Annotated in this window: 19 protein-coding genes; 5 read left to right on the top strand and 14 right to left on the bottom strand. The window is 68.2% G+C overall.

What is annotated here, in order from left to right:
* Nucleotides 1–47: 47 nt before the first annotated feature.
* From ASC87_RS17260 to ASC87_RS17250, 3 genes are all read right to left on the bottom strand, one after another.
* Nucleotides 48–1,670: a response regulator gene (locus tag ASC87_RS17260; RefSeq protein WP_157604093.1), complete on the bottom strand. Its 1,623-nt coding sequence runs from the start codon at nucleotides 1,668–1,670 to the stop codon at nucleotides 48–50.
* Between the two features lie 314 nt (nucleotides 1,671–1,984).
* On the bottom strand, nucleotides 1,985–2,797 hold the full coding sequence (locus ASC87_RS17255; protein ID WP_056664618.1) for a FadR/GntR family transcriptional regulator: 813 nt from the start codon (nucleotides 2,795–2,797) through the stop codon (nucleotides 1,985–1,987).
* Between the two features lie 157 nt (nucleotides 2,798–2,954).
* A complete protein-coding gene (locus tag ASC87_RS17250; RefSeq protein WP_056664615.1) occupies nucleotides 2,955–3,881 on the bottom strand; it encodes a carbohydrate kinase in 927 nt (308 codons plus the stop codon).
* A 196-nt stretch (nucleotides 3,882–4,077) separates the two neighbouring features.
* Between ASC87_RS17250 and ASC87_RS17245 the strand changes: the two genes are divergently transcribed.
* The 4 genes from ASC87_RS17245 (at nucleotide 4,078) to ASC87_RS17230 (ending at nucleotide 8,179) form a co-directional block, all read left to right on the top strand.
* Nucleotides 4,078–5,064, top strand: coding sequence for a sugar ABC transporter substrate-binding protein (locus ASC87_RS17245; protein WP_369820773.1), 987 nt, complete (start codon nucleotides 4,078–4,080; stop codon nucleotides 5,062–5,064).
* A gap of 19 nt (nucleotides 5,065–5,083) precedes the next feature.
* Nucleotides 5,084–6,061 carry an ABC transporter permease gene (locus ASC87_RS17240; RefSeq protein WP_056665085.1) on the top strand — a complete coding sequence of 326 codons (978 nt, stop codon included), beginning with the start codon at nucleotides 5,084–5,086 and terminating at the stop codon, nucleotides 6,059–6,061.
* Between the two features lie 13 nt (nucleotides 6,062–6,074).
* The gene (locus ASC87_RS17235; protein ID WP_056664609.1) at nucleotides 6,075–6,875 is read left to right on the top strand and encodes an ATP-binding cassette domain-containing protein; all 801 of its coding nucleotides are present in this window, start codon (nucleotides 6,075–6,077) and stop codon (nucleotides 6,873–6,875) included.
* Between the two features lie 65 nt (nucleotides 6,876–6,940).
* Nucleotides 6,941–8,179, top strand: a complete 1,239-nt coding sequence (locus ASC87_RS17230) for an ROK family transcriptional regulator (protein WP_056664606.1) — start codon at nucleotides 6,941–6,943, stop codon at nucleotides 8,177–8,179.
* 30 nt (nucleotides 8,180–8,209) lie between these two features.
* Here ASC87_RS17230 and ASC87_RS30785 read toward each other — a convergent pair whose 3' ends face one another.
* The 5 genes from ASC87_RS30785 to ASC87_RS17205 all read right to left on the bottom strand — a co-directional run bounded on the left by ASC87_RS30785 (nucleotide 8,210) and on the right by ASC87_RS17205 (nucleotide 13,504).
* Nucleotides 8,210–9,625 (bottom strand): cellulase family glycosylhydrolase, encoded by a 1,416-nt coding sequence (locus tag ASC87_RS30785; RefSeq protein ID WP_082568696.1) that lies wholly within the window; start codon nucleotides 9,623–9,625, stop codon nucleotides 8,210–8,212.
* Between the two features lie 198 nt (nucleotides 9,626–9,823).
* Nucleotides 9,824–10,618 (bottom strand): ABC transporter permease, encoded by a 795-nt coding sequence (locus tag ASC87_RS17220; protein ID WP_056664603.1) that lies wholly within the window; start codon nucleotides 10,616–10,618, stop codon nucleotides 9,824–9,826.
* 3 nt (nucleotides 10,619–10,621) lie between these two features.
* Nucleotides 10,622–11,449, bottom strand: a complete 828-nt coding sequence (locus tag ASC87_RS17215; RefSeq protein WP_056664599.1) for a hypothetical protein — start codon at nucleotides 11,447–11,449, stop codon at nucleotides 10,622–10,624.
* Entirely contained in the window at nucleotides 11,446–12,441 is a 996-nt protein-coding gene (locus ASC87_RS17210; RefSeq protein ID WP_056664596.1) for an ATP-binding cassette domain-containing protein, read from the bottom strand. The genes ASC87_RS17215 and ASC87_RS17210 overlap by 4 nt, the downstream gene beginning before the upstream one ends.
* A gap of 82 nt (nucleotides 12,442–12,523) precedes the next feature.
* On the bottom strand, nucleotides 12,524–13,504 hold the full coding sequence (locus ASC87_RS17205) for a transporter (RefSeq protein ID WP_056664593.1): 981 nt from the start codon (nucleotides 13,502–13,504) through the stop codon (nucleotides 12,524–12,526).
* Nucleotides 13,505–13,753: 249 nt separating this feature from the next.
* Here ASC87_RS17205 and ASC87_RS17200 point away from each other — a divergent pair, with 249 nt between their 5' ends.
* Entirely contained in the window at nucleotides 13,754–14,362 is a 609-nt protein-coding gene (locus tag ASC87_RS17200) for a chalcone isomerase family protein (RefSeq protein ID WP_056664590.1), read from the top strand.
* Nucleotides 14,363–14,366: 4 nt separating this feature from the next.
* Here the strand turns inward: ASC87_RS17200 and ASC87_RS17195 are convergent, their stop codons facing one another.
* From ASC87_RS17195 to ASC87_RS17170, 6 genes are all read right to left on the bottom strand, one after another.
* Complete coding sequence (locus tag ASC87_RS17195; protein WP_235582201.1) at nucleotides 14,367–15,167, bottom strand: aldo/keto reductase; 801 nt, start codon at nucleotides 15,165–15,167, stop codon at nucleotides 14,367–14,369.
* A gap of 222 nt (nucleotides 15,168–15,389) precedes the next feature.
* Nucleotides 15,390–16,721, bottom strand: a complete 1,332-nt coding sequence (locus ASC87_RS32460; protein ID WP_056664584.1) for a family 43 glycosylhydrolase — start codon at nucleotides 16,719–16,721, stop codon at nucleotides 15,390–15,392.
* Between the two features lie 330 nt (nucleotides 16,722–17,051).
* Nucleotides 17,052–18,530 (bottom strand): NAD-dependent succinate-semialdehyde dehydrogenase, encoded by a 1,479-nt coding sequence (locus ASC87_RS17185; protein WP_056664580.1) that lies wholly within the window; start codon nucleotides 18,528–18,530, stop codon nucleotides 17,052–17,054.
* A gap of 24 nt (nucleotides 18,531–18,554) precedes the next feature.
* Nucleotides 18,555–19,385, bottom strand: a complete 831-nt coding sequence (locus ASC87_RS17180; RefSeq protein WP_056664577.1) for an ABC transporter permease — start codon at nucleotides 19,383–19,385, stop codon at nucleotides 18,555–18,557.
* A 5-nt stretch (nucleotides 19,386–19,390) separates the two neighbouring features.
* Nucleotides 19,391–20,650 (bottom strand): ABC transporter permease, encoded by a 1,260-nt coding sequence (locus tag ASC87_RS17175; RefSeq protein WP_056664574.1) that lies wholly within the window; start codon nucleotides 20,648–20,650, stop codon nucleotides 19,391–19,393.
* 60 nt (nucleotides 20,651–20,710) lie between these two features.
* On the bottom strand, nucleotides 20,711–21,742 hold the full coding sequence (locus tag ASC87_RS17170) for an ABC transporter substrate-binding protein (RefSeq protein ID WP_056664571.1): 1,032 nt from the start codon (nucleotides 21,740–21,742) through the stop codon (nucleotides 20,711–20,713).
* Nucleotides 21,743–21,776 lie beyond the last annotated feature (34 nt).

Below are 21,776 nucleotides of genomic sequence, written 5' to 3'. Positions count from 1 at the left end.
TGTTGTGGGAACCCACATCCCGCTGGCGACGCCCGCTCGGGCCCGGTCTAGCCCATCGGCGACGCCGAACGTGGATCGTTCGACTTGCCCAGGTGCACCTGCGTGCCGTACCCGCGGTACTGGTTGTGCAGCTTCTGTGCGCGCTCGAGGTGCGTGGCGGAGGCGTCGATCTTGGCGCTGTGGCGCTCCAGGGTGTGGAGCGCCAGGTCGATCAGCTTCGAATTGAGGGTCTGTTCGGCCGCCTGGAGCAACTGTTGCACCGCTTCTCCCGGCGCGCCGTTCACGGTCCTGGACACGGCCTCTTCGGCACCCGCGCAGATGCGGGCGTAGGCCGTGTGGATGACCGTCTCGAAGGGCGCCTGCGAACGGGCGGCGCGCACGAGCAGTTCGCACGTGGTGCGCGACACGGCGAAGCGCCGTGCGAGCACGTCGACGTCGTGGACGATGTCACCGAGCTGCAGTTCGCTGCGCTGCAGGCGGGCCAGCAAGGCGAGCAGGTTGCAAGCCGCCTCGAACTCGAAGTTGGGTGAGGTGACTTCATCGATCAACACGTGGGCGTCGCGCACCGCATCGGGCACGCGGCGTTCGATCAGCGCCTTCAGCGCGGAGATGACCGTCTCGAACCGCCGCAGCCGAGGGCTGTCGGGGAGAGGGACACGTGCAGCCACCATGCTGCTGTACGAGCCCGCCAGGCCCCGCTTGTCGTTCAGGTCGAACTGGACCGCGGCCAGCAGCACGAGGCCCTGGAGATCGTAGATGCGCGAGTTGAGCCCGAGCTTGGCGGCCTTCGCGAGCGCCTCGGCGGCTTCCTTGGGTTCGCCGTAATAGAAGGCCAGCAGGCCGTGCTTGACACTGCGCGAAACGCTGCCGGGTGTCAGTGAGGAGGCCTGCCGAATTGCGGCGAGGGCCATGTCGGGCAGGCCCTGGTCGAGCAGCACGCGGCCCATGACGTCGTAGGCGTCTGCATAGCTCGGCTGTTCGTTCAGCAGGCTCTCCAGCGTGCGGCGGGCCTGCACGTGGCCGCCTGTGTCGTACTGTGCGCGCGCGACACCGAGCCGTGCCCACGGCACCGCGCCGGCCTGCAGGATCGCGTCGAACAGCAGTTGTGCCGCATGGGGCTTGCCCAGCCACAGCCACAGTTCGGCCCCGATGCGCGCTGCCTGGATCCACGCGGGGCCACGTGTCTTGAACCGGATCTCGCACAGCTCGGCTGCGTCGGCGTAGGCGCCCTTCTCGACGAGCGTGATGATGTCCTTCAGCGTCTCCTTGCGCTGGCGGGCCTGCAGCAGCCGCTGGCCCAGCGCATCCTGCGTGTGCGGCTTGAGCAGGTAGGCATCCAGCGCGGCTTCGGCCGCTTCGGCCACCTTGGCATACCCCGCTTCGCTCGAGATCATCACGACCACGGTGGACAGCGGCAGCAGGTGCGCCAGCCGCAGGTCGTCCATGATGTCCTGCCCGTTCACGGGTTCGTCGTCGAAGTGGTACTCGCAGATCACGATGTCGAAGGGCTGTGCCTCGAGCAGGCGCCGTGCGTCCTGGGCGCGCCTCGCCTGCGTCACGTTGGTCACGCCGAATTCGTGAAGCATCGCGGTCAGCACACCCCGCGATGCGGCGTTGCCGTCGACCACGAGTGCCTTCGATTTGCCGATGTCCGGATCGAGGGGGCGCATGGAGCGTCCTTTGTTCAGGCGTGCGCGGCGATGCGCCGGATGGTCCCGCGTCTCGCCCTTCACGGAACACGCATCTTGTGCCGTGGCGCCTCGCGTGGCAATGCCGAAGATGATGAATGACGCTGGTGCGAAAGCGCTTTGCGACACCCTCTATCCAGTGCGTGCGATCGGGTGTCACATCAGCGTCAGCAGGTCGTTCAGCAGGTGGCGCCGACGTTGAATGGCGAAGGCTGCAGGGGGGCTGCGTGAGGACGATCCCGGTGGAGGCGGCGCTGTGGACCTCGCTGAGGAAGTGGGCGGGCCGCGGCGGGCCTTCAGGTCGTGATGGCGGTGTCCGGCAGGCCCGCCGCGAACATGGTCGCGTGGCGGCGTGTCAGCAGGCGGGCAATGTCGGGGTCTCCGCGTTGCACAGCCTCGAGCAACTGGCGGTGGAAGGTGGCATGGACGGCGGCGCGCTCGCGCGTCAACCTCACCTGGTCGCCGTGCCGGCTGTGCACCAGGTCGAGCAGGGTGTGAAGGAGCAGCGCGATGGCCGGGTTGCCACAAAGGTCGCCGACCAGTGTCTCGAACTCGCGCACCACGCGCACGCGCAACCCTTCATCGGGCGAACCGTCGAACCCCGCGTTCGCGGCGACGTATGTGGCCAGCCGTCGCGGAACCGCAGTGTCGTTCGACGCGGCGAGCAGGGCCGCGGCTTCCTCCAGCACGGGACCGATCGCGCTGGCCACGTGCTGCAGCGTGGTAGTGCGTGCGCTCAGGTAGATCGCCGCCATGCGGGACACCGCCTGTGCCGACGGAGGCTGGGCGAAAAAGCCGCCTCCGATGCCACGCTTGATCTTGAGCAGCATCTCGTGCTCCAGCAGGCGCGCCGCCTGGCGAAAGGTGGGGCGGCTCACCCCTACCTCGGCGATGAGCTGTTCCTCCGACCCGAGGAAGGCGCCCGCCTCCGGGGCCGCCAGGATGCGGGTGCGCAGCGCATCGACCGCGTGCTTCACCAGAGACGAGCCACGGGTGTCAGCCGGCTCGGCGACCTCCTTGGCCGGGCCCTCGCGGCGGGCACCTCGCCCGGTCACGGCAGTGGCCTTCTTCTTGGCGGGAGCGCGGGCGCCGAACTTGGACGCAGCCATGAGGGGTCTTTGGAGGTGTGGGAATGGGCGGGATTATGTCGCACCGTCCGTTAGCGTTACCGCCATGAAAACACCAGCCCGCTTTCTCGTTTCGAAGGGGCTCCAAAGAGGCTGCGAATGGCTTCGTGGGGTCGTGCTCGCGCGCGACCGGCCCGGGTCAGGCGAGTTCGCTGCGGCGCGGCAGGTCCGCGCCGCGGCGCGAGCAGGTGATGGCTGCCGCCCGGCCGGCGAAGGCCAGCGCAGACTCGAGGGATGCCTTGGGCAGCGTGCGCAGGGCCTCGGCCGACAGGGCATCGTGTTCGGCGAGCCAGGTGAGCAGGGCACACTGGAACGTGTCACCGGCGCCCACCGTGTCCACCAGGGTGGTGGGCACGGCTGGCACCGACACGGCGTGCGCGGCCGTCCAGGCCAGGGCCCCGTCGCCACCGCGTGTCACCACCACCAGCGCCACGCCGCGTGCCAGCCACTCGGCGGCCAGCGTGGCCGGGTCGGTGTCGGGGTACAGCAGCCGCAGGTCTTCGTCGCTGACCTTCAGCAGGTGGGTGCGCGGCAGCATCCACGCAAGGGTTTCACGCCAGGCGCCCACCGACGGTTCCACGTTGAGCCGCACGTTGGGGTCGTAGCTGATCAGGCTGCGCGTGTGTTCGCGCTCGATGAGCGCCCGCTGCGTGGCGCCCACTGGTTCGACCACCATCGCGAACGAGCCGAAGTGGAAGGCGCGTGCCTCGGGCGGCACGCGGGCGAGGGCGGATGGGGGCACGTCGCGGTCAGCGCCACCTTCCCCGTAGAACGCATACGACGGCACGCCCTGCGCATCCACCCCGACCAGGCTGACCGTGGTGCGGGCCGACGTGGTGTGTTGCGTGCGCGGGTCCACGCCTTCGGCGGCCAGCGCGTGGCGCAGGCGGTCGCCCAGGAAGTCGGTGGACAAGCCGCCGAAAAAACCCACCGGCTGGCCCATGCGGGCGAGGCCGATGGCCACATTGAACGGCGAACCGCCGATGCGGGCATCGAGTGCAAGCCCCGACGGGGTTTCGCCGCTGGCAAACACGTCCATCAGCGCTTCGCCGCAGACCACGAACATGGGATCACTCCTTGAGAAAGACACGGGTGCTCACGCGAGGACCGCGTGGCGTTTGGGCGTAAGGATGCCCTCGGTTGCTGACGATTGTCATGGGGTTTTCCATTAATCAATCGCCTTGATTTATTAAAGGCGAGCGCCCAGAATTCCCTGGTCATTCGCAACGGAGCCTTTTGTCATGCGCCTGAACCCCTTGTCCATGTTGTCCGCCGCCGTCCTGGCGCTGCTGTCGTCCACCACCGTGATGGCCGCCGACCCGCCGGTGATCGGCCTTGTCACCAAGACGGAAACGAACCCGTTTTTCGTGAAGATGAAGGAGGGGGCCGTCGAGGCCGCCAAGAAGGACGGAGCCAAGGTGGTGGCCAGTGCCGGCAAGGCCGACGGTGACAACGCCGGCCAGGTCACCGCCATCGAGAACCTCGTGGCGGCTGGCGCCAAGACCATCCTGATCACCCCGAGCGATTCCAAGGCCATCGTGCCCGCCATCAAGAAGGCGCGTGACAAGGGTGTGCAGGTGATCGCCCTCGACAGCCCGACCGATCCGGTCGAGGCCACCGATGCGCTGTTTGCCACCGACAACTACAAGGCCGGCGTGCTGATCGGCGAGTACGCGAAGGCCGCGCTGGGTGGCAAGGCCGCGAAGATCGTCACCATCGACCTGATGCCCGGCCACCCCGTGGGCGCCCAGCGCCACAACGGGTTCCTGAAGGGCATGGGCCTGCAGACGCTCGAGGCCAAGAGCAACGAGCTCGCCAAACCGTCCGAGGTCGTCTGCATGGCCGATGGTTTCGGCGACCAGGCCAAGGGCCAGACCGCGATGGAAAACTGCCTGCAAAAGGTGCAGGGCGTGAACGTGGTCTACACCATCAACGAACCGTCCGGTGCCGGCGCGTACAACGCGCTGAAGAAGGCCGGCAAGGAGGCGGGGGTCATCATCGTCTCGGTGGACGGTGGCTGCCAGGGTGTGCGCGACGTGGAGGCCGGCAAGATCACCGCCACCTCGCAGCAGTACCCGTTGAAGATGGCCGCCATGGGCGTCGAGGCTGGCATCGCCTACGCGAAGACGGGCAAGAAGGTGAGCGGCTACACCGACACCGGCGTGACCCTCATCGCCAAGAACGCCGTGGCCGGCGTGGACAGCAAGGACACCAAGGCCGGCATGGACCTGTGCTGGGGCAAGAAGTGACGTGACGACCATGAACACCATGACCACCTCCACGACCACCGACGGCCACAAGCTCAAGCTGCCGCCGATCGGCACCCTCGGACCCTTCATCGCGCTGCTCATCGCGTGCGTGTTCTTCGCGACCCAGACCGACCGGTTCCTGAGCGGTGAGAACCTCTCGCTGATCCTGCAGCAAGTGGCAGTCGTGGGCGTGATCGCGATCGGGCAGACGCTCGTGATCCTGACGGCAGGCATCGACCTGTCGTGTGGCATGGTGATGGCGCTCGGCAGCATCGTGATGACCAAGTTCGCCACCGACCTGGGGTTGCCCACGCCGGTGGCCATCGCCTGCGGCCTCGCGGTGACGATGCTGTTCGGGCTCATCAACGGCCTGCTCGTGACGCGGCTCAAGCTGCCGCCGTTCATCGTCACGCTCGGCACGCTGAACATCGCGTTCGCCATCACGCAGCTGTACTCCAGCTCGCAGACGGTGACCGACCTGCCCGACGCGATGACCTGGCTCGGCAACACCTTCGGCCTCGGTGGCACCAACGTGGCGTACGGCACCGTGCTGATGCTGGTGCTGTATGGCGTGGCGTGGTTCTGGCTGCGCGAGACGGCCTCGGGCCGGCACGTGTACGCCGTGGGCAACAACGCCGAGGCCACGCGCCTCACCGGCATTCCCACCCACCGCGTGCTGCTGGGCGTGTACGTGCTCGCCGGCCTGTTCTATGGCCTGGCCTCGATGCTGTCCGTGGCCCGCACCGGCGTGGGCGACCCCAACGCCGGGCAGACCGAGAACCTCGATGCCATCACCGCGGTGGTGCTGGGTGGCACCAGCCTCTTCGGTGGCCGCGGAATCGTGCTGGGCACGCTGGTGGGCGCGCTGATCGTGGGGGTGTTCCGCAACGGGCTCACGCTGATGGGGGTGTCGTCGGTCTACCAGATCCTCGTGACGGGCGTGCTCGTGATCCTGGCCGTGGCGGCCGACCAGTTGTCCCGCAAGGGCACGCGCTGAAACGGAGACCCAGATGCAAGCCCAATCCTCCTCCACCCCCTTGGTCATGAAGGCCACGAACCTCGTCAAGCGCTATGGCCAGGTCACGGCGCTCGACGGCACCGATTTCGAACTGCGGGCCGGCGAAATCCTCGCCGTCATCGGTGACAACGGCGCCGGCAAGTCGTCGCTGATCAAGGCGCTCTCGGGCGCGACCATCCCCGACGAAGGGCAGATCCTGCTCGACGGCCAGGAGGTGCATTTCAAGAGCCCCATCGACGCGCGCCGTGCCGGCATCGAGACCGTGTACCAGGAGCTGGCCGTGGCGCCGGCGATGAACATCGCCGAGAACCTGTTCCTCGGCCGCGAGATCCGGCGCCCCGGTTTCCTCGGCAACGTGCTGCGCATGCTCGACAAGCGCCGCATGCTCGAGGAAAGCACCGCGCGCATGCAGGACCTGAAGGTGGGCATCCGTTCGATGACCCAGGCGGTGGAGACCCTCTCGGGGGGGCAGCGCCAGTGCGTGGCCGTGTCGCGGGCCGCCGCCTTCGCGCAGCACGTGGTCATCATGGACGAGCCCACCGCGGCCCTCGGCGTGAAGGAGGGCAACATGGTGCTCGAGCTCATCCGCCGCGTGCGCGACAAGGGCCTGCCGGTGGTGCTCATCAGCCACAACATGCCGCACGTGTTCGAGATCGCCGACCGCATCCACGTGGCCCGGCTGGGCAAACGGGCCGCGGTGCTCAACCCGAAAAAGATCTCGATGAGCGACACCGTGGCCGTGATGACCGGCGCATTGAAGGCGAGCGAACTGCCGGCCGACTGCCTGGCCTGAACACGCCTGCATGCGAACATAGGGCACCCGAACGCCGCTCGTCGCCCGAAGCTTGCCGAACCTCGATGTCCACCGAAGTCCCCGACGCCGGCTCTCCCGCCGCCCGCCCGCCGCTGCGCCCGCGCGGCTCCAACCAGACGGGCATCGCCCAGTTCAACGAGCGGGTGGTGCTGCAGGCGATCCGCCTGCACGGGGCGTTGCCACAGGCCCAGATCGCACGGCTCACGCACCTGACGGCGCAGACGGTGTCGCTGATCCTCGCGCGGCTCGATGCCGCCGGGCTGCTGGTGCGGCTCGCGCCGGTGCGGGGCAAGGTGGGGCAACCGTCGGTGCCCGTCGCGCTCGACCCCGATGGTGCGTTTTCGATCGGCATCAACGTGGGCCGGCGCAGCCTCGACGTGCTGCTCGTCGATTTCGCGGGCGAGGTGCGCGACCGCAGCACGCTGAATTACCGCTACCCGAACCCTGACGAAGTGCTCGGCGAGATCGAGCAGCGCGTGCGCGCCATCCGCAAGCGCCTCGGCTTCGCCAAACGCGACCGCCTGCAAGGCATCGGCATTGCGGCACCGCTGCTGCTCGACGGCTGGGCGTCGCTGCTCGGCGTGCGGCCCCGGCAGTCGTGGGCCCACATCGACCTGGCCGACCGCGTGGCCACGATGAGCGGCCTGCCCACCACGTTCGTGAAGGACACCGCCGCGGCCTGCGTGGCCGAGCTGGTGGCCGGCCGCGGGCGCACGTTGAAGACCTTCCTCTACGTGTTCGTGGGCACCTTCATCGGCGGGGGCCTCGTGATCGACAGCCAGTTGCGCAACGGCCTGCACGGCAACGCCGGTGCGGTGGGTTCGCAGGCCATGCGGCGCAGCGATCCGGGGCAGTCGGGTCCGCCCGAGCAGCTGCTGAGCGTGGCCTCGCTGCTGACCCTGGAGGCCGCGTACGAGGCCCACGACCTCGACCCGGCGGCCGTCAGTGACGAACGTTCGCTGCAGCCGCGCTGGCGCCCGCACACCGAGACGTGGCTGGCCCAGGCGGCACCGGCCATTGCGCTGGTGGTGCACAACGCCGCGTGCCTGCTCGACCTCGACGGGGTGATCATCGACGGGTCGTTCAGCCGCGACCTGCTGGGCCTGCTGAACGACGGGGTGCAGCAGTCCTTCGACCAGTACAACTGGGAAGGCACGCAGCGCCCGCAACTGCTGCCCGGTGCCGTGGGGCCCGATGCCCGCGCGCTTGGTGGCGCGCTGCTGCCGCTGCACGCCAACTTCGCGCCCGACCGGGAGCTGTTCCTGAAGCTGGAGCGGGCCTGAGAGGCTGAGAGTCTCAGGCCCAGAGGATGCTCAGGAGGCCTTGCTGATGCGGAACCAGTTCAGGTTCCACCCACTGTTGCGCGCGGCGATGCGGAGCTTGCGGTTGCCGGAGGGCAGTTGGACGGTGTGCTTCACGGTGACCCAGTTCTGCCAGCCGCCGGTGCTCGGGATGTTGACCGTCCCATAGACCACGCTGCTGCCGGCATGCTCGAGCGCGAGGTTGCCGCCGCCGTTCAGGCTCGCGACCCGGTACTCGACCGTGTAGCTGCCGCCTGTCGGCACGTTGATGTCGTAGGTCATCCAGTCGCCGGTCTCGATGTAGCCGACGTTGCTGCCACCGTTGGTGTCGGTGGTGGCCTCGGTCTGCACGCCGGACATGGTGCACCAGGCCTCGGCCTGCAGCAGGCCTGGCACCGTCACGCGGGCGCAACCGGCCGGGGGTGTGGTCCCGGGCCAGCCGCCGATGATCTGCTTGGCCAGTGCCCCGGATCGTGTCAGCTGGCTGGCGGACCAGCCGCCCTGGTTGCTGGCGCCCGGCACCAGGGCGGAGGCACCCTCGGCCTTGTCGTTGAGGGCCCAGTTGGCGTTGCTGATGCCATTGGATTTCATGAAGTCGACCCAGGCCGAGGTTTCGGTCTCGTTGACGTTCCCGTCGCCGTTGGCGGAGACCGAGCCCCACTCGGTCACGAAGAGCGCGGCGCCGTTGTTCAGCGCGGTCTGTGCTTTGTCGCGCAGCCCTTGCCCGTGGGTGCCCGCGTAGAAGTGCAGCGTGTAGGCGATGTTCGAGCCGGTGAGCCGGTCGCGCGAGGCGGCGTCCACGTCTTGGGACCAGTTGGGCGTGCCCACGATGATCAGGTTGTCGGGGTCGATGGCACGGATGGCCGAGATGACGGCCTGTGCGTAGGGCTTGATGATGCCGCTCCACGAGACCTGCAGGGGTTCGTTGTAGATCTCGTAGATGACGTGGTTGTTCTTGCCGTAGGTGCGGGCCATGTCCTCGAAGAACGCGATGGCCTGCGGCTGGTAGCTCTCGGCGTGGTGGGTGTGCCAGTCGATGATCACGTACAGGTCGTTGGCGATGGCCGCGTCCACCACCGCCTTGACACGGGCCTTGTTGCCCGCGGCGTCGCTCAGGTAGCCCCTGTCTTCCTCGACCCCCATGGCCACCCGCACGACCTTTGATTTCCAGTCGCTCTTGAGCCAGCGCACGACGTTGGCGTTGTAGAACTTCTCGCCGCCCCAGCCGGTGTTGCTCCAGAACAGGCTGTTGCCGGCAAAGCTCGCGGGCTGTCCCCCCGCGAGGATCTTGTTGCCGCTGACGGACAGCGGGCTGACGTCGGCCAGCGCGGCACCGAGCTGGCCGAACAGCAATGCGCCGAAGAGCACGCTGCGGGTGAATCGGGTGGCATGGCGGGGTTGCTTGCGGACGAGGGCCTGGGTGTTCATGGGTTCTCCTGTCGGTGTGGCGGCCATTCTTGTCCCCGTCCCGCGATGCCCTGACGGGGCGCGTGCAACAAGGCGCAACGTGTCGCGAGCTTAATCCCGGTGCTGGCGCGGGCGAGGTGCACATGCGGCTTGTTACCAAAGAGGCGGCCGAACCTGGAACCGTTTCCGTTATTGGATAGGCCTTGCGCCGAGAGGGCGTCAGCTGCCGGTCGAGGTGTAGTGGCGCACCCCGATGCGCCAGGCGGCGAAGCTCAGCCCGAGGAACACGAATCCGGCGAGCGGCGACCACCAGCCCACCCACGCGGGTGCCCCCAGCGGGTCGGGCTTGTCCAGCACCACCAGCGCGGGGTAGTACGCCACCGCGGCCAGCGGCACGGCGAAGGTGAGCATCCAGCGGAACCAGCGTTCGTAGATGGCGAGCGGGTACTGCCCGGCCTCGACCCCACCGTAGGTGAGCACGTTGGTGATCTCCAGGCTCTCGACGGTCCAGAACGACAGCGTGCCCTGCAGCACCAGGATGCCGAGGAACAGCGCGGCGCCGCCAGCCACGGCCAGCAGTGCGAGCGCCGCGGTGGCCGGGGTCCACGCGATGCCCGCCTCGGCGGTGGCGAACGCCACCACCAGCGCGCCCTGAAGCAGGCGCCCCAGGCGGCTGATGCGCACGTCGTGGCCCATCAGTTGCAGCGCGAGAGGGCGGGGACGCAGCAGCAGCCGGTCGAACGCGCCTGTCCGCAGGAACTCGGTGCCGAGTGTGTCGAACCCGCGGCCGAGCGTGTCGGCCACCGCGAACATGATGTTGACGAGCCCGTAGAACAGCGCAACCTCACCGAAGCGCCAGCCCTGCACCTCGCCGAACCGATCGAACAGTGCCCACACCGCGATCACCTCGATGCCGGTCACGAGGAACTGGCTCAGCGTGAGCATCAGCGCCGAGACGGGGTAGCGGGCCTGTCCCCGCACCGAGGCGGCCACCAACTGGAAAAAGAGGGCCAAGGCTCAGCCCCCTTGCACGTCGAGGCGCTGCATCGCGCGGCCCATCGCGGCGCGGCCGATGCCGGCGAGCACGGCGATCCACAGCGCCTGCAGGGCGAGCACACCCCACACGGCAGGCCCCTGGAACTGGCCCAGGTAGAGCCTCACCGGGATGTCGAGCAGGCCGGCGAGCGGCTGCAGCAGCAGTGCGGCCTGCCAGCCTTCGGGCAGCAGCGCGAGCGGCAGCAGGTTGCCCGACAGCACGATGACCAGCGGCACGGCCAGCGCGTTGATGCCGCGTTCGTTCAGCAAGGCGGCCGTCGCGATGTTGAGCCCCATCACGAGCGAAGCGGACAGCAGCAGCGCGAGCCCGGCCGACACCAGCGCAGCAGCGCCGGCCGCCACGCTGGCGGGTGGTTGCCAGCCCCAGTGGCCAAGCCCCGAGAGCGGCAGCACGACGGCGGCGAACGCGATCATCAGCGCCACTCTTGGCAGCACGCGCGCGGCGATCCAGCCGGTGGTGCGGGCGAACCAGAGCGTGTAGGCGTCCACCGGCCGCACGCGGTCGTAGGCGACGGCACCGGTGCGCACGGCCTGCGCCACCTCGGGGTCGCCTGCCCACGGCAGCAGCGCGAGCAGCCCCTGCGCGATCCAGGTGTACGTGACGGCGTGCGCGAGCGGCATCGCGCTGCCCCCTGCAGTACCGCTGCCGTAGAACGCGGCCAGCACCATCACCTTGATGCCACCCCACCAGCACTGCGTGCCGAACCCGGCCAGGGCGGCGGTGCGGTACTGCAGCATCTGCAGGAACCGCGAGACGAACGCGGCGGTGTACGGACGCACGGCGTTCATGCTTCGGCGGCCCCGTGCATCGCGTAGAAGCGGGAGATCACCTCCTCGATGGACAGGCCTTCGAGCCGGATGTCCTCCACTGCCTGCGCGGCGGCCAGCCGGGCGATCAGGGCCGGTGCGGCGGTGGTGGCCGGGTCGAACTCGAAGGTCCAGGTGCGGCCGTCTCGTGCGACCACCGTGGCACCGGGTACCGCCAGCGCATCGGGTGGCACCTCGGCGAAGTCGACGACCAGGCGGCGTTGGGCGAACACTTGCTGGCGCAGCGTGTCGACCGGGCTGTCGGCGAGCACACGCCCATGGCCGATGATCAACACCCGTTCGGCCAGTGCCTCGATGTCGTGCATGTCGTGGGTGGTCAGCAGCACCGTGGTGCCGCGCTCGCGGTTCGCTCGGCGAACGAACTCGCGCACCGCGAGCTTCGACGGGGCGTCGAGCCCGATGGTGGGTTCGTCGAGGAACAACAGCTCGGGTTCGTGCAGCAGCGCCGCGGCGATCTCGGCGCGCATGCGCTGGCCGAGCGAGAGCTGTCGCACCGGCTGGTCCAGCACCCGCTCCAGCCGCAGCATCGCCACCAGTTCGTCGCGGGTGCGGCGGTAGCGGGCCGGGTCCACGCGGTAGATGTCGCGCAGCAGGTCGAACCCTTCGCCCACCGGCAGGTCCCACCAGAGCTGGGTGCGCTGGCCGAACACGACACCGATGCGGCCCACGTGGCGCTCGCGGTCGTCGAACGGGTGGCGGCCGTCCACCTCCACGCGGCCGCCGTCGGGGCGCAGGATGCCCGCGAGCACCTTCACGGTGGTGGACTTGCCTGCGCCGTTCGGCCCCACGAGGCCGAGCAGGCCGCCGCGTTCGAGTGTGAACGACACCCCCGCGAGCGCGTGGACGGTGCGGTGGCGCCGGTGAAAGAGCCCGCGTGCGGCGCCCCAGAGACCGGGGTCGCGTTCGGCGATGCGGTACGACTTGACCAGCCGGTCGACCAGGATGTGGGGCATGGGCACGCGCCGGAAGCCGCGTTCGCGCGGCGGGGCCCGGATTCTATCGGCGCGCGAAGAGGCCCGCGCGCCGGGGTGCCGATCAGTCCAGGCGGACGTTCAGGCGCAGCCAGCCGATCTGGCCTTCGGTGCGGTTGCGCACCTCGAACTCCTGCATCACCTTGAAGTCGACGGCCCACGTGCCTGACTCGGACGTGTACGCGACCATGGGGCCGGCGGCGAACACCTGGGCCTTGTTGCCGTCGGCGGCCACGGTGGCGCCGCGATCGTTCGTGGTCTGCTTGACGACGTAGCCTTGCAGGCCCGCGCGCCACATGTCGGTGACACGGTACATCGCGGCCCAGTCGGCGTGGAGGTACTGGCCCGAACGCACGTCGGTGTCGCGGTTGGTGGTGTTGAATGAGTAGGCGGCACGGGTGCCGAACTCGAGGCCGTTCTCGAACACGCGCGAGGCCACGATCAGCGGGCGCACCGTCCAGAAGTTGCCGGCGCCCGGGTTGGCGGCGCGGCCGGCTTCGTAGTCGCCCGTGGGCACGCCGAGCGCCAGGCCGGCGATGAAACGCGACTCGTCCTGCTGCCAGTCGACAAATCCGCTGACTTCCATGTCGCCGAGGCCGGTCTTTTCACCCGACAGGCTGCTGGATTGGGCGGCCAGTGCGGGTGCCAGGGCCGGCACGCCGGACGACAGGCCCACGTGGTTGCGCAGGCTGACGATGGGCAGCGCGGCGCCAAAACCCAGGCGGCCGTCGGCGACGATCTGTTCGGTGACGTAAGTCAGGCGGGGCACGACCACGTCGGCGCGCACGTTGGCCTTCACCTTGATGGGCACGCCGCCCGGGCCGGTGCGGCTCACCTGGTCGCCGTTGTCGTCGCGCACCTTGTCGGCGTTGTAGTGCTGGTACCAGAGCTGGCCGTACAGGCCAGGGAACTGCGGGGTCACGAGCTCGAACGACGGGGCGCCGAGCAGGGCACGGAGCTGCCCGTTTTCGGTGGCATGGGCCGGGGCGGCGAACGCGGCCAGCAGTGCCGATGCCAGGATTGCCAGGGAGCGGGGAGCGGTCATGGACGGTTTCTTCATGAGGGTGGAGCGGTGCGCGGCGGCGCCGGGCGACGCGAATATAGCGCGGCTTGACCAAAAAACGAACGTTCGTGCGATTCCTGCGACAATCGCACGTGCGCAATTCACGAGATGCGCCTTGGTTCGGGGGATCCGTCAGGATCCGACTGCAACCAACGCTTACAGTTGCCATCGCGTCACCGCCGGTTGGTTCCGGTTTTGACGAGTCACCGTTCCAAGTTCTGAAGGATTCACATGCGTTTCATCGCCTCTCTTGCCTCCTTGCGGGGGGTTGCCGCAGCCGTTGCCCTGGTGGCTGTCAGTGTCGGCGCACGCGCCGAGGTCGAGGTGGAGGGATTCAAGTTCGCCGACACCGCCACGGTGCAAGGCCAGGTGCTGCAACTCAACGGCGCCGGTGTGTCGAGCATCCTGTCGACCAAGTCGACCGTGGTGGCGATCTACCTGCCCAGGAAGCACACCACCATGGACGGTGCTACGGGCGAGAAGGGTGTCAAGCGCATTCACTTCTTCATGATCCGCGAGGTCTCGGCACGTGACCTGTCGAACGCGATGCTCGACCGCATCCGCCAGAACGTCCCGACCGCCGAGTTCTCGGCCAACATCGTGGCCACGTCGCAGCTGGGTACCGTGTTCGGCAACCGCAAGCGTGTGAACAAGGGCGACGAGATCGTGGTGGACTACTACCCCGCCACCAAGCTCACCGAGTTCACGCTGAACGGCCAGCGCGTCGGTGATGCGATCCAGGGCGAGACGTTTTTCCCGATGCTGATGAAGGTGTGGATCGGCCCGAAGGTGCGTGGCAGCACGCGCGACGCGTTGCTCGGTGGCAAGGCCACGGACTGAGGGATCAGCCGATCGCCTTGTCCGCCCAGAACGCCGGTGACGGCAGCGGGCCGCGTCCGGCGGCCGCGTTGTCCACCATGTGTTCGGGCCGGCCCGTGCCCGGGATGGCGCACGTGACGGCCGGGTGGCTCAGCACGAATTTCAGCAGCACCTGCGCCCAGCTCGCGGCCCCGATCTCGGCGGCCCAACCAGGAAGTGGCAGGTCGCGGGTGCGACGCAGCAGACCCCCGCCGCCGAACGGCCGGTTCACCAGCACGGCCACGCCGCGGTCCGCCGCCAGCGGCAGCAGCCGCGCTGCCGCGTCGCGGTCGTCGAACGCGTAGTTGATCTGCAGGAAGTCGAGCGGCTCGGCGCGCAACACGGCTTCCACCTCCCCGTACGCCGACGACGTGTAGTGCGTGATGCCGATGTGGCGAACGCGGCCCTGGTCCTTCCAGCGCCGCAGCGTGGCGAGGTGGGTGCGCCAATCCACCAGGTTGTGGATCTGCATCAGGTCGATGCGCGGACGCCCCAGCAGCCGCATCGATGTTTCCATCTGCCGGATGCCGGCGTCCCGGCCCGACGTCCACACCTTCGTGGCCACGAACGCCGGGCGTTTGCCGAGCAGCTCGCCGGTGGTGGCCTCCGCGCGGCCGTACATGGGCGAGCTGTCGAGCACGGAACCGCCGGCCGCAAACAGCGCATCGAGCACCCCGGGCAGCCGCCCGTACTCGGGGCTGCCGGGCGCGTGGTCGAACCCGACGTAGGTGCCACAACCGATCACCGGCAACGATTCGCCTGACGTGGGGATGCGGCGCTGGTCCATGGGGGCAGCGGCCGCCCCGGCGGGCAGCGTGGTGGCGAGTGACAGGCCCGCGGCCCAGCGCAACACACGTGCGCGTGTGACGCCGTTGACGGGGGATGCGGGGATGGTGTCCATGGGCAACGCCCATTGTGGGCTGCCTCGACCTGTGATGACAAGTCGCCACCGGGCTCGTGGGCCTGCCCGTTCAGTGGCCTGGATGTCTTCTTGTTCGGTGAGGACGCCTCAGGGGGTCACCACCACACGTTGCAACGTGCCATCGCCGTTGTGGACCAGTCGGTCGATGGCGACCTCGCGGTTGGTGCCATCCCCAAGTGGCACGGCGAAACGGTGGTACGCGATGAACCAGTTGTCGGTGCCGGGCTGCTGCACGATCGAGTGATGGCCCGGGCCCTTCACGCCCAGCGCGAGGTCTTTCTGCAGCAGCGTGCCGCGGTAGGTCCAGGGCCCGAGCGGCGAGGGCCCGGTGGCGTAGTCGACGTGGTAGTTCTCGCTGCGTGTGTCATCCACCGAATACGAGAGGTAGTAGGTGCCGGCGCGCTCGTGCATGAACAGTCCCTCGCGGAAGTTGGGCAGCGAGAAGGTCTGGACCGTGCCACTGAACGACACCATGTCGTCGTTCAGCTGCACGCCATAGGCCCCGCCATTGCCCCACAGCAGGTACGACGAGCCATCGCTGGCGGTGAAGACGTGCGGGTCGATCATCTGGCCGGATCGGAAGCCGGCCGCCACGAGCGGGCGCCCGAGGGCATCGGTGAACGGCCCGGTGGGGCTGGCGGACGAGGCCACGCCGATGTTCGTGTCGGCACAGAAATAGAAGTAGTAGCGGCCGTTCTTGCGCGCAATGGTCGGTGCCCAGGCCCGGCCGGTCGCCCAGGTCACATCGACCCCCAGCGAGAGGATGTTGCCGTGGTCGGTCCAGTTGACGAGGTCAAGCGACGAGAAGGTGCGGAACTGGGTGCCGCTCCAGCCGGCGTAGCCGTCCGAGGTCGGGTAGACGTAGTAGCGGCCGTCGAAATTGACGATGTTGGGGTCGCCGAACAAGCCTTTGATCGCCGGGTTCTTGCGGGCGCTGGGTGACCAGGGCGCAATCACCTTGAACGAACTGTCGGACGGGAACGGTGCGGCGTTCGAATGGGTGTCGACCCACAGCTGGTAGTCACGGTGCCGGATGAAGCGGCCTGGGTAGTTGTATGACTCCAGGCGCACCGTGCCGGCGGTCGCACCGTCGCGCACGCAGAAAGTGGCGTCGCCCCGGAAGGTTTCCGAGCCGTCGTTCTGCGCCAGGCGGATGCGATAGTCCTTGTGGCGCAGCCACATGCCGTTGGCCGCCTGGAACGACACGCACTCGGGCGGGCCGTTGGCAAGGCCCGGTGTCACGGTCAATGTGGCGTCGGCCTTGGCCTGTTCGGTGCTGGTGGCCGACACCATGGGCAGCGCGCCGAGGCCGCTGGCGTGCGCGATCGAACGCGTGGGGAAGTTGACCGACTGCAGCGATTGAGCACCCGGGGCGATGGTTGCGGCGCTGGCGGGCAGCATCAACAGGGACGCGGCCAAACCCGCCAGTCCGGCAGGCGCCCACAGCCTGCGAGGATGAAGCGCCAACAGCCCTTCTGAAAAGAGGCGAGACCTGAACACGCCCCGGCCTGCCACACGACTGACGTTTTGCATGCGATGCCTCCCGTTGCGCCGGATGGGCGCTTTTCCTTTTCCGCCCTGAGCGCAAGCACTCGAGCACGTGGCGGGCATGCTAGCGGTTGGGTTGCGTGACCATCCAATGACTTCTTGCTCGCGCGCGATATCGTTTTTGAACTCATCCGGAACCCCTAAGGGTTTTCGTGGCCGCCACGGAGGCGATGCAGGCCTACCTCGACCGGGAGTTCGGCTTCACTTCAAGAGGTCACCGAGGCACAAGTACTTGATCTCGAGGTAGTCGGCGATGCCGTGGTGCGAGCCCTCGCGCCCGAGGCCGGACTGCTTGACGCCGCCGAATGGCACTTCGGCGGTCGAGATCAGGCCGGTGTTCACGCCCACCATGCCGTACTCCAGTGCCTCGCCGACGCGGAAGATGCGGCCGATGTCGCGGCTGTAGAAGTAGCTGGCCAGGCCGAACTCGGTGGCGTTCGCGAGCGCAATGGCCTCGTCTTCGGTCTTGAAGCGGAAGACCGGCGCCAGCGGGCCGAAGGTCTCCTCGCGGGCGCACAGCATCTCGCCGGTGGCCTCCGCCAGCACGGTCGGGGCGTAGAAGCGCTCCCCGATCCGATGGCCGCCGGTGAGCAGCCTGGCGCCCTTGGCGACGGCGTCGGCGACATGGCGATCGACCTTCTCGACGGCCTGGTCATCGATCAGGGGACCCTGGTTCACGCCCGGCTCGAAGCCGTTGCCGACCTTGATCTCCGCGACCTTGGCGGCGAGCTTCTCGACGAAGCGGTCGTAGACCCCGTTCTGCACGTAGAGCCGGTTGGCGCAGACGCAGGTCTGGCCGGCGTTGCGGTACTTGGCGGCGATCGCGCCGTCGACGGCGCTGTCGATGTCGGCGTCGTCGAACACGATGAAGGGCGCGTTGCCGCCGAGCTCGAGCGAGAGCTTCTTGATCGTCGGCGCACATTGCGCGGCGAGGATGCGGCCGACCTCGGTGGATCCGGTGAAGGACAGGTGGCGCACGATGTCGCTCGCGCACAGCACCTTGCCCACCGAGACGGCGTTGGTGCCGTCGGCGGTGATCACGTTCAGCACGCCGGCAGGCATGCCGGCGCGCTGCGCCAGCTCCGCCACGGCCAGCGCCGACAAGGGCGTCTGCTCGGCCGGCTTGATGACCACCGGGCAACCGGCCGCCAATGCCGGCGCCACCTTGCGCGTGATCATCGCGATGGGGAAGTTCCACGGCGTGATGGCCGCGCACACGCCCATCGGCTGCTTGATGACGAGGTAGCGCTTGTTGTTGTCGGTGGTGGGCACGGTCTCGCCATAGACGCGCCGTGCCTCCTCGGCGAACCACTCGATGAAGCTGGCGCCGTAGCCGACCTCGCCCTTGGCCTCGGCCAGCGGCTTGCCCTGCTCGGCGGTCATGATGCGCGCCAGATCGTCGGCATGCAGGTGCAGCAGCTGGAACCACTTCATCAGAATCGCGGCGCGCTCCTTCGCGGTCTTGGCGCGCCACAGCGGCCAGGCCCTGTTTGCTGCGTCGATCGCGAGTCGGGTCTCGGTGGCGCCGAGGTTCGCGACGTCGGCGAGCTTCAGGCCCGTGGCCGGGTCGATCACGTCGAAGCGGTTGCTTCCCGCGACCCATTCGCCGCCGATCAGGCCGTGGGTCTTCAGCAGGCCCGGGTCGTCGAGGGTGGCCAGTGGGGAGGTCTTCATGTCCAAGGGAGGGTCTCCGTCAAATCAGGTTCAGCGGCGCCGTCCGCGCAGCCATTCCAGCGTCAGCAGCAGGCTGGTGGTGAAGAGGATCAGCAGGGTCGCGACCGCGGCGATGGTGGGTGAAATGTTCTCGCGGATGCCGTTGAACATCTGGCGAGGCAGGGTCAGTTGCTCGGGGCCCGCCAGGAACAGGACCACCACCACCTCGTCGAAAGAGGTCGCGAACGCGAACAGCGCGCCGGAGATCACGCCCGGCGCGATCACCGGCAGCGTGACGCGGAAGAAGGTGCGCAGCGGGCTCTCGCCCAGGCTCAGGCTCGCACGCACCAGGTTCTGGTTGAAGCCCTGCAGCGTGGCGAGCACGGTGGTCAGCACGAAAGGCGCACCCAAGGCGGCGTGCACGATGATCAGCGCGGCGTAGCTGTCGGCCAGCCCGAGGGGGGCGAAGAACAGGTAGGTGCTGACGCCGACCACGACGATCGGCACCACCATCGGCGCGATCAGCAGGCTCATCAACAGGCCCTTGAACGCGAACTGCGTGCGCGCCAGCCCGACCGCGGCCATCGTGCCGAGCGCGGTCGCGATCAGCGTCGCGGCAGGCGCGATGATGAAGCTGTTCTTGGCGGCGCGTGCCCACTCGTCCGATGTGAACAGGTTCTGGTACCACTTCAGCGACCAGCCGGTGATCGGATAGACGAGGAACGAGCTGTCGCTGAACGACAGCGGGATGATCACCAGGATCGGCAGCAGCAGGAACCCGAGCACGCCGATGCAGGCAGCGCGCAGGGCCCACCAGCCGAGCTTGTCGAGTGGCGTGGCATAGGCGGGGAACCGCGGCAGCAGGTTCGACAGGGTACTCATGGTCTTCAGCCCAGGCTCAGTTCGGACTTCGTGACGCGCCGGTACATCGCGTACAGCACCAGCGTCGCCGCGAGCAGCAGGGCACCGAGCGCACACGCCATGCCCCAGTTGACGGTGACGTTGGTGTACTGCGCGATGTAGTAGCTCAGCATCTGGTCGTCGGCACCGCCGAGCAGCGCTGGCGTGACGTAGTAGCCGATGCTCAGGATGAACACCAGCAGCGCGCCCGCGCCGACGCCCGGATAGGTCTGCGGCACGTAGACGCGGAAGAACGCGGCCAGCGGCGAACTGCCCAGCGAGATCGCCGCGCGCAGGTAGGTGGGCGGCACGCTCTTCATGACGCTGTACAGCGGCAGGATCATGAACGGCAGCAGGATGTGCACCATCGCGATGACCACGCCGGTGCGGTTGAACAGCAACGCGAGCGGCGCCTCGATCAAGTGCATGCCGATCAGTGCGTGGTTCACCAGGCCTTCGGACTGCAGCAGCACGATCCACGCGGCCACGCGCACCAGGATCGAAGTCCAGAACGGCACCAGCACCAGGATCATCAGCACGTTGGCCCGGCGTGCCGGCAAGGTGCTGAGCCAGTACGCGAGCGGATAACCCAGCAGCAGGGCCCACAGCGTGACGACGGCGCTGATCTCGAACGTCCGCAGGAGGATGCGGCCGAACACCCGCAGTTCGGGTTCGGCGCGCTCGATCGCCCCGTGCGCGTCGCGCCGCAGGTCGACCGAGGTGAGCAGGTAGTCGGGCGTCCAGCGCGAAGCGTTCTTGGCGATCGCGCGCCAATACGTGGTTTCGCCCCAGCGCTCGTCGAGCGCGAGCAGCCGGGTCTTCATGGCGGCCGGGGTCGCGGCGTCTTCGAGCGGCAGGGCCTTGAAGGTGCCCATCACGAGCGAGCGGGCGCCGGGGGCCTCGCTGTTGAGGCGGCGCGCCAGCGCACCGGCGTCGGAGCTGTCGGACAGCGAGGCCAGGTCTTTGGCGATGGCCGCGAACGCGTCGGCCTCGGGGACGCCTTCGCGGTTCCAGTCCTGCAGCGCGACGACGGTGTGCGGCAGCGCGTTGGCGACCTCGGGGTTCTCGACCGCACGCTTGAGCAGCGTGGCGATGGGCACCAGGAAGGTCAGCAGCAGGAACAGCAGCAAGGGCAGCGTGAGCGAGAAGGCACGCAGCTTGCGAAGCCGCTCGGCCCGCGCCAACTGGCGCCGCAGGCCGTGAGGGTCTTGGATGCCGGGAAGGGCGGGGGCGAGGCTGGAGCTCATGGTGGGGGAGGGTTGCACCGGCAGGGTGCCGTGGGGCGGCCCCCTGCCGGCACGGACCGATCAGTTCGTGGCCCAGGAAGCGAAGCGCTTCTCGAGATCCTCGCCCTGGTCGGCCCAGAACTTGAGGTTGAGCTGGAGCGCGTCCTTCGAGTTGGTGGGCGACGTCGGCAGGTTGTCGAGGACCTTGGCATCGAGCTTGGACAGCGCCTTGTTGTTGGTCGGGCCGTAGGCGATGTTCTTCGCGTACTCGGCCTGGGTCTCGGGCTTGCTCGCGAAGGCGATGAACTTCAACGCAGCCTCCTTGTTCGGCGTACCCTTCGGGATGACCCAGTAGTCCAGGTCGTAGATGCCGCCGGTCCAGGAAATCTTCAGGTTCTTGCCTTCGCGGTTGGCGGCGTCGATGCGGCCGTTGAACACGGTCGTCATCGTCACGTCCCCGGCGACCAGGAACTGGGGCGGCTGCGCACCGGCTTCCCACCACTGGATGCTCGGCTTGAGCTCGCCGAGCTTCTTGAACGCGCGCTCGGCGCCTTCCTTGGTCGCGAGAACCTTGTAGACGTCGCCGGGTTTCACGCCGTCGGCCATCAGCGCGAATTCGAGGTTGTAGCGCGCGCCCTTGCGCATGCCGCGCTTGCCGGGGTACTTCTTGACGTCCCAGAAATCGGCCCAGGTTTTCGGACCGTCCTTCAGCTTGTCGCCGTTGTAGGCCATCACGGTGGACCAGACGAAGACGCCCATGCCGCATTCGGTGACCGCGGCGGGAAGGAAGTCGGCCTTGTTGCCGATCTTGCTGTAGTCGAGCTTCTCGAACAGGCCCTCGTCGCAGCCGCGGGCGGCATCGGGCGACTCGACCTCGACCACGTCCCAGGTGACCTTCCTGGTCTCGACCATGACCTTGATCTTGGCCTGCTCGCCGTTGTATTCGACCGCGACGACCTTGGTGCCGGTTTTCTCGAAGGGCTCGTAGTACGCCTTCTTCTGCGCGTTCGCGTTGGCGCCGCCGAAGTTCACGACGGTGATCTGCTGCGCCAGCGCCAGTGCCGGGAGCGACATGGCTGCAACGAGGGTGGCGGCGAGGATGCGCTTGTTCATGGTGTCACTCTCCTAGGGTGGATGGGGAACATTT

The organism is Rhizobacter sp. Root1221, from assembly GCF_001425785.1.
Lineage (GTDB): Bacteria > Pseudomonadota > Gammaproteobacteria > Burkholderiales > Burkholderiaceae_C > Rhizobacter.
The sequence above is the reverse complement of the archived record's forward strand: the minus strand, read 5'-3'. Positions and strand labels throughout refer to the sequence as shown.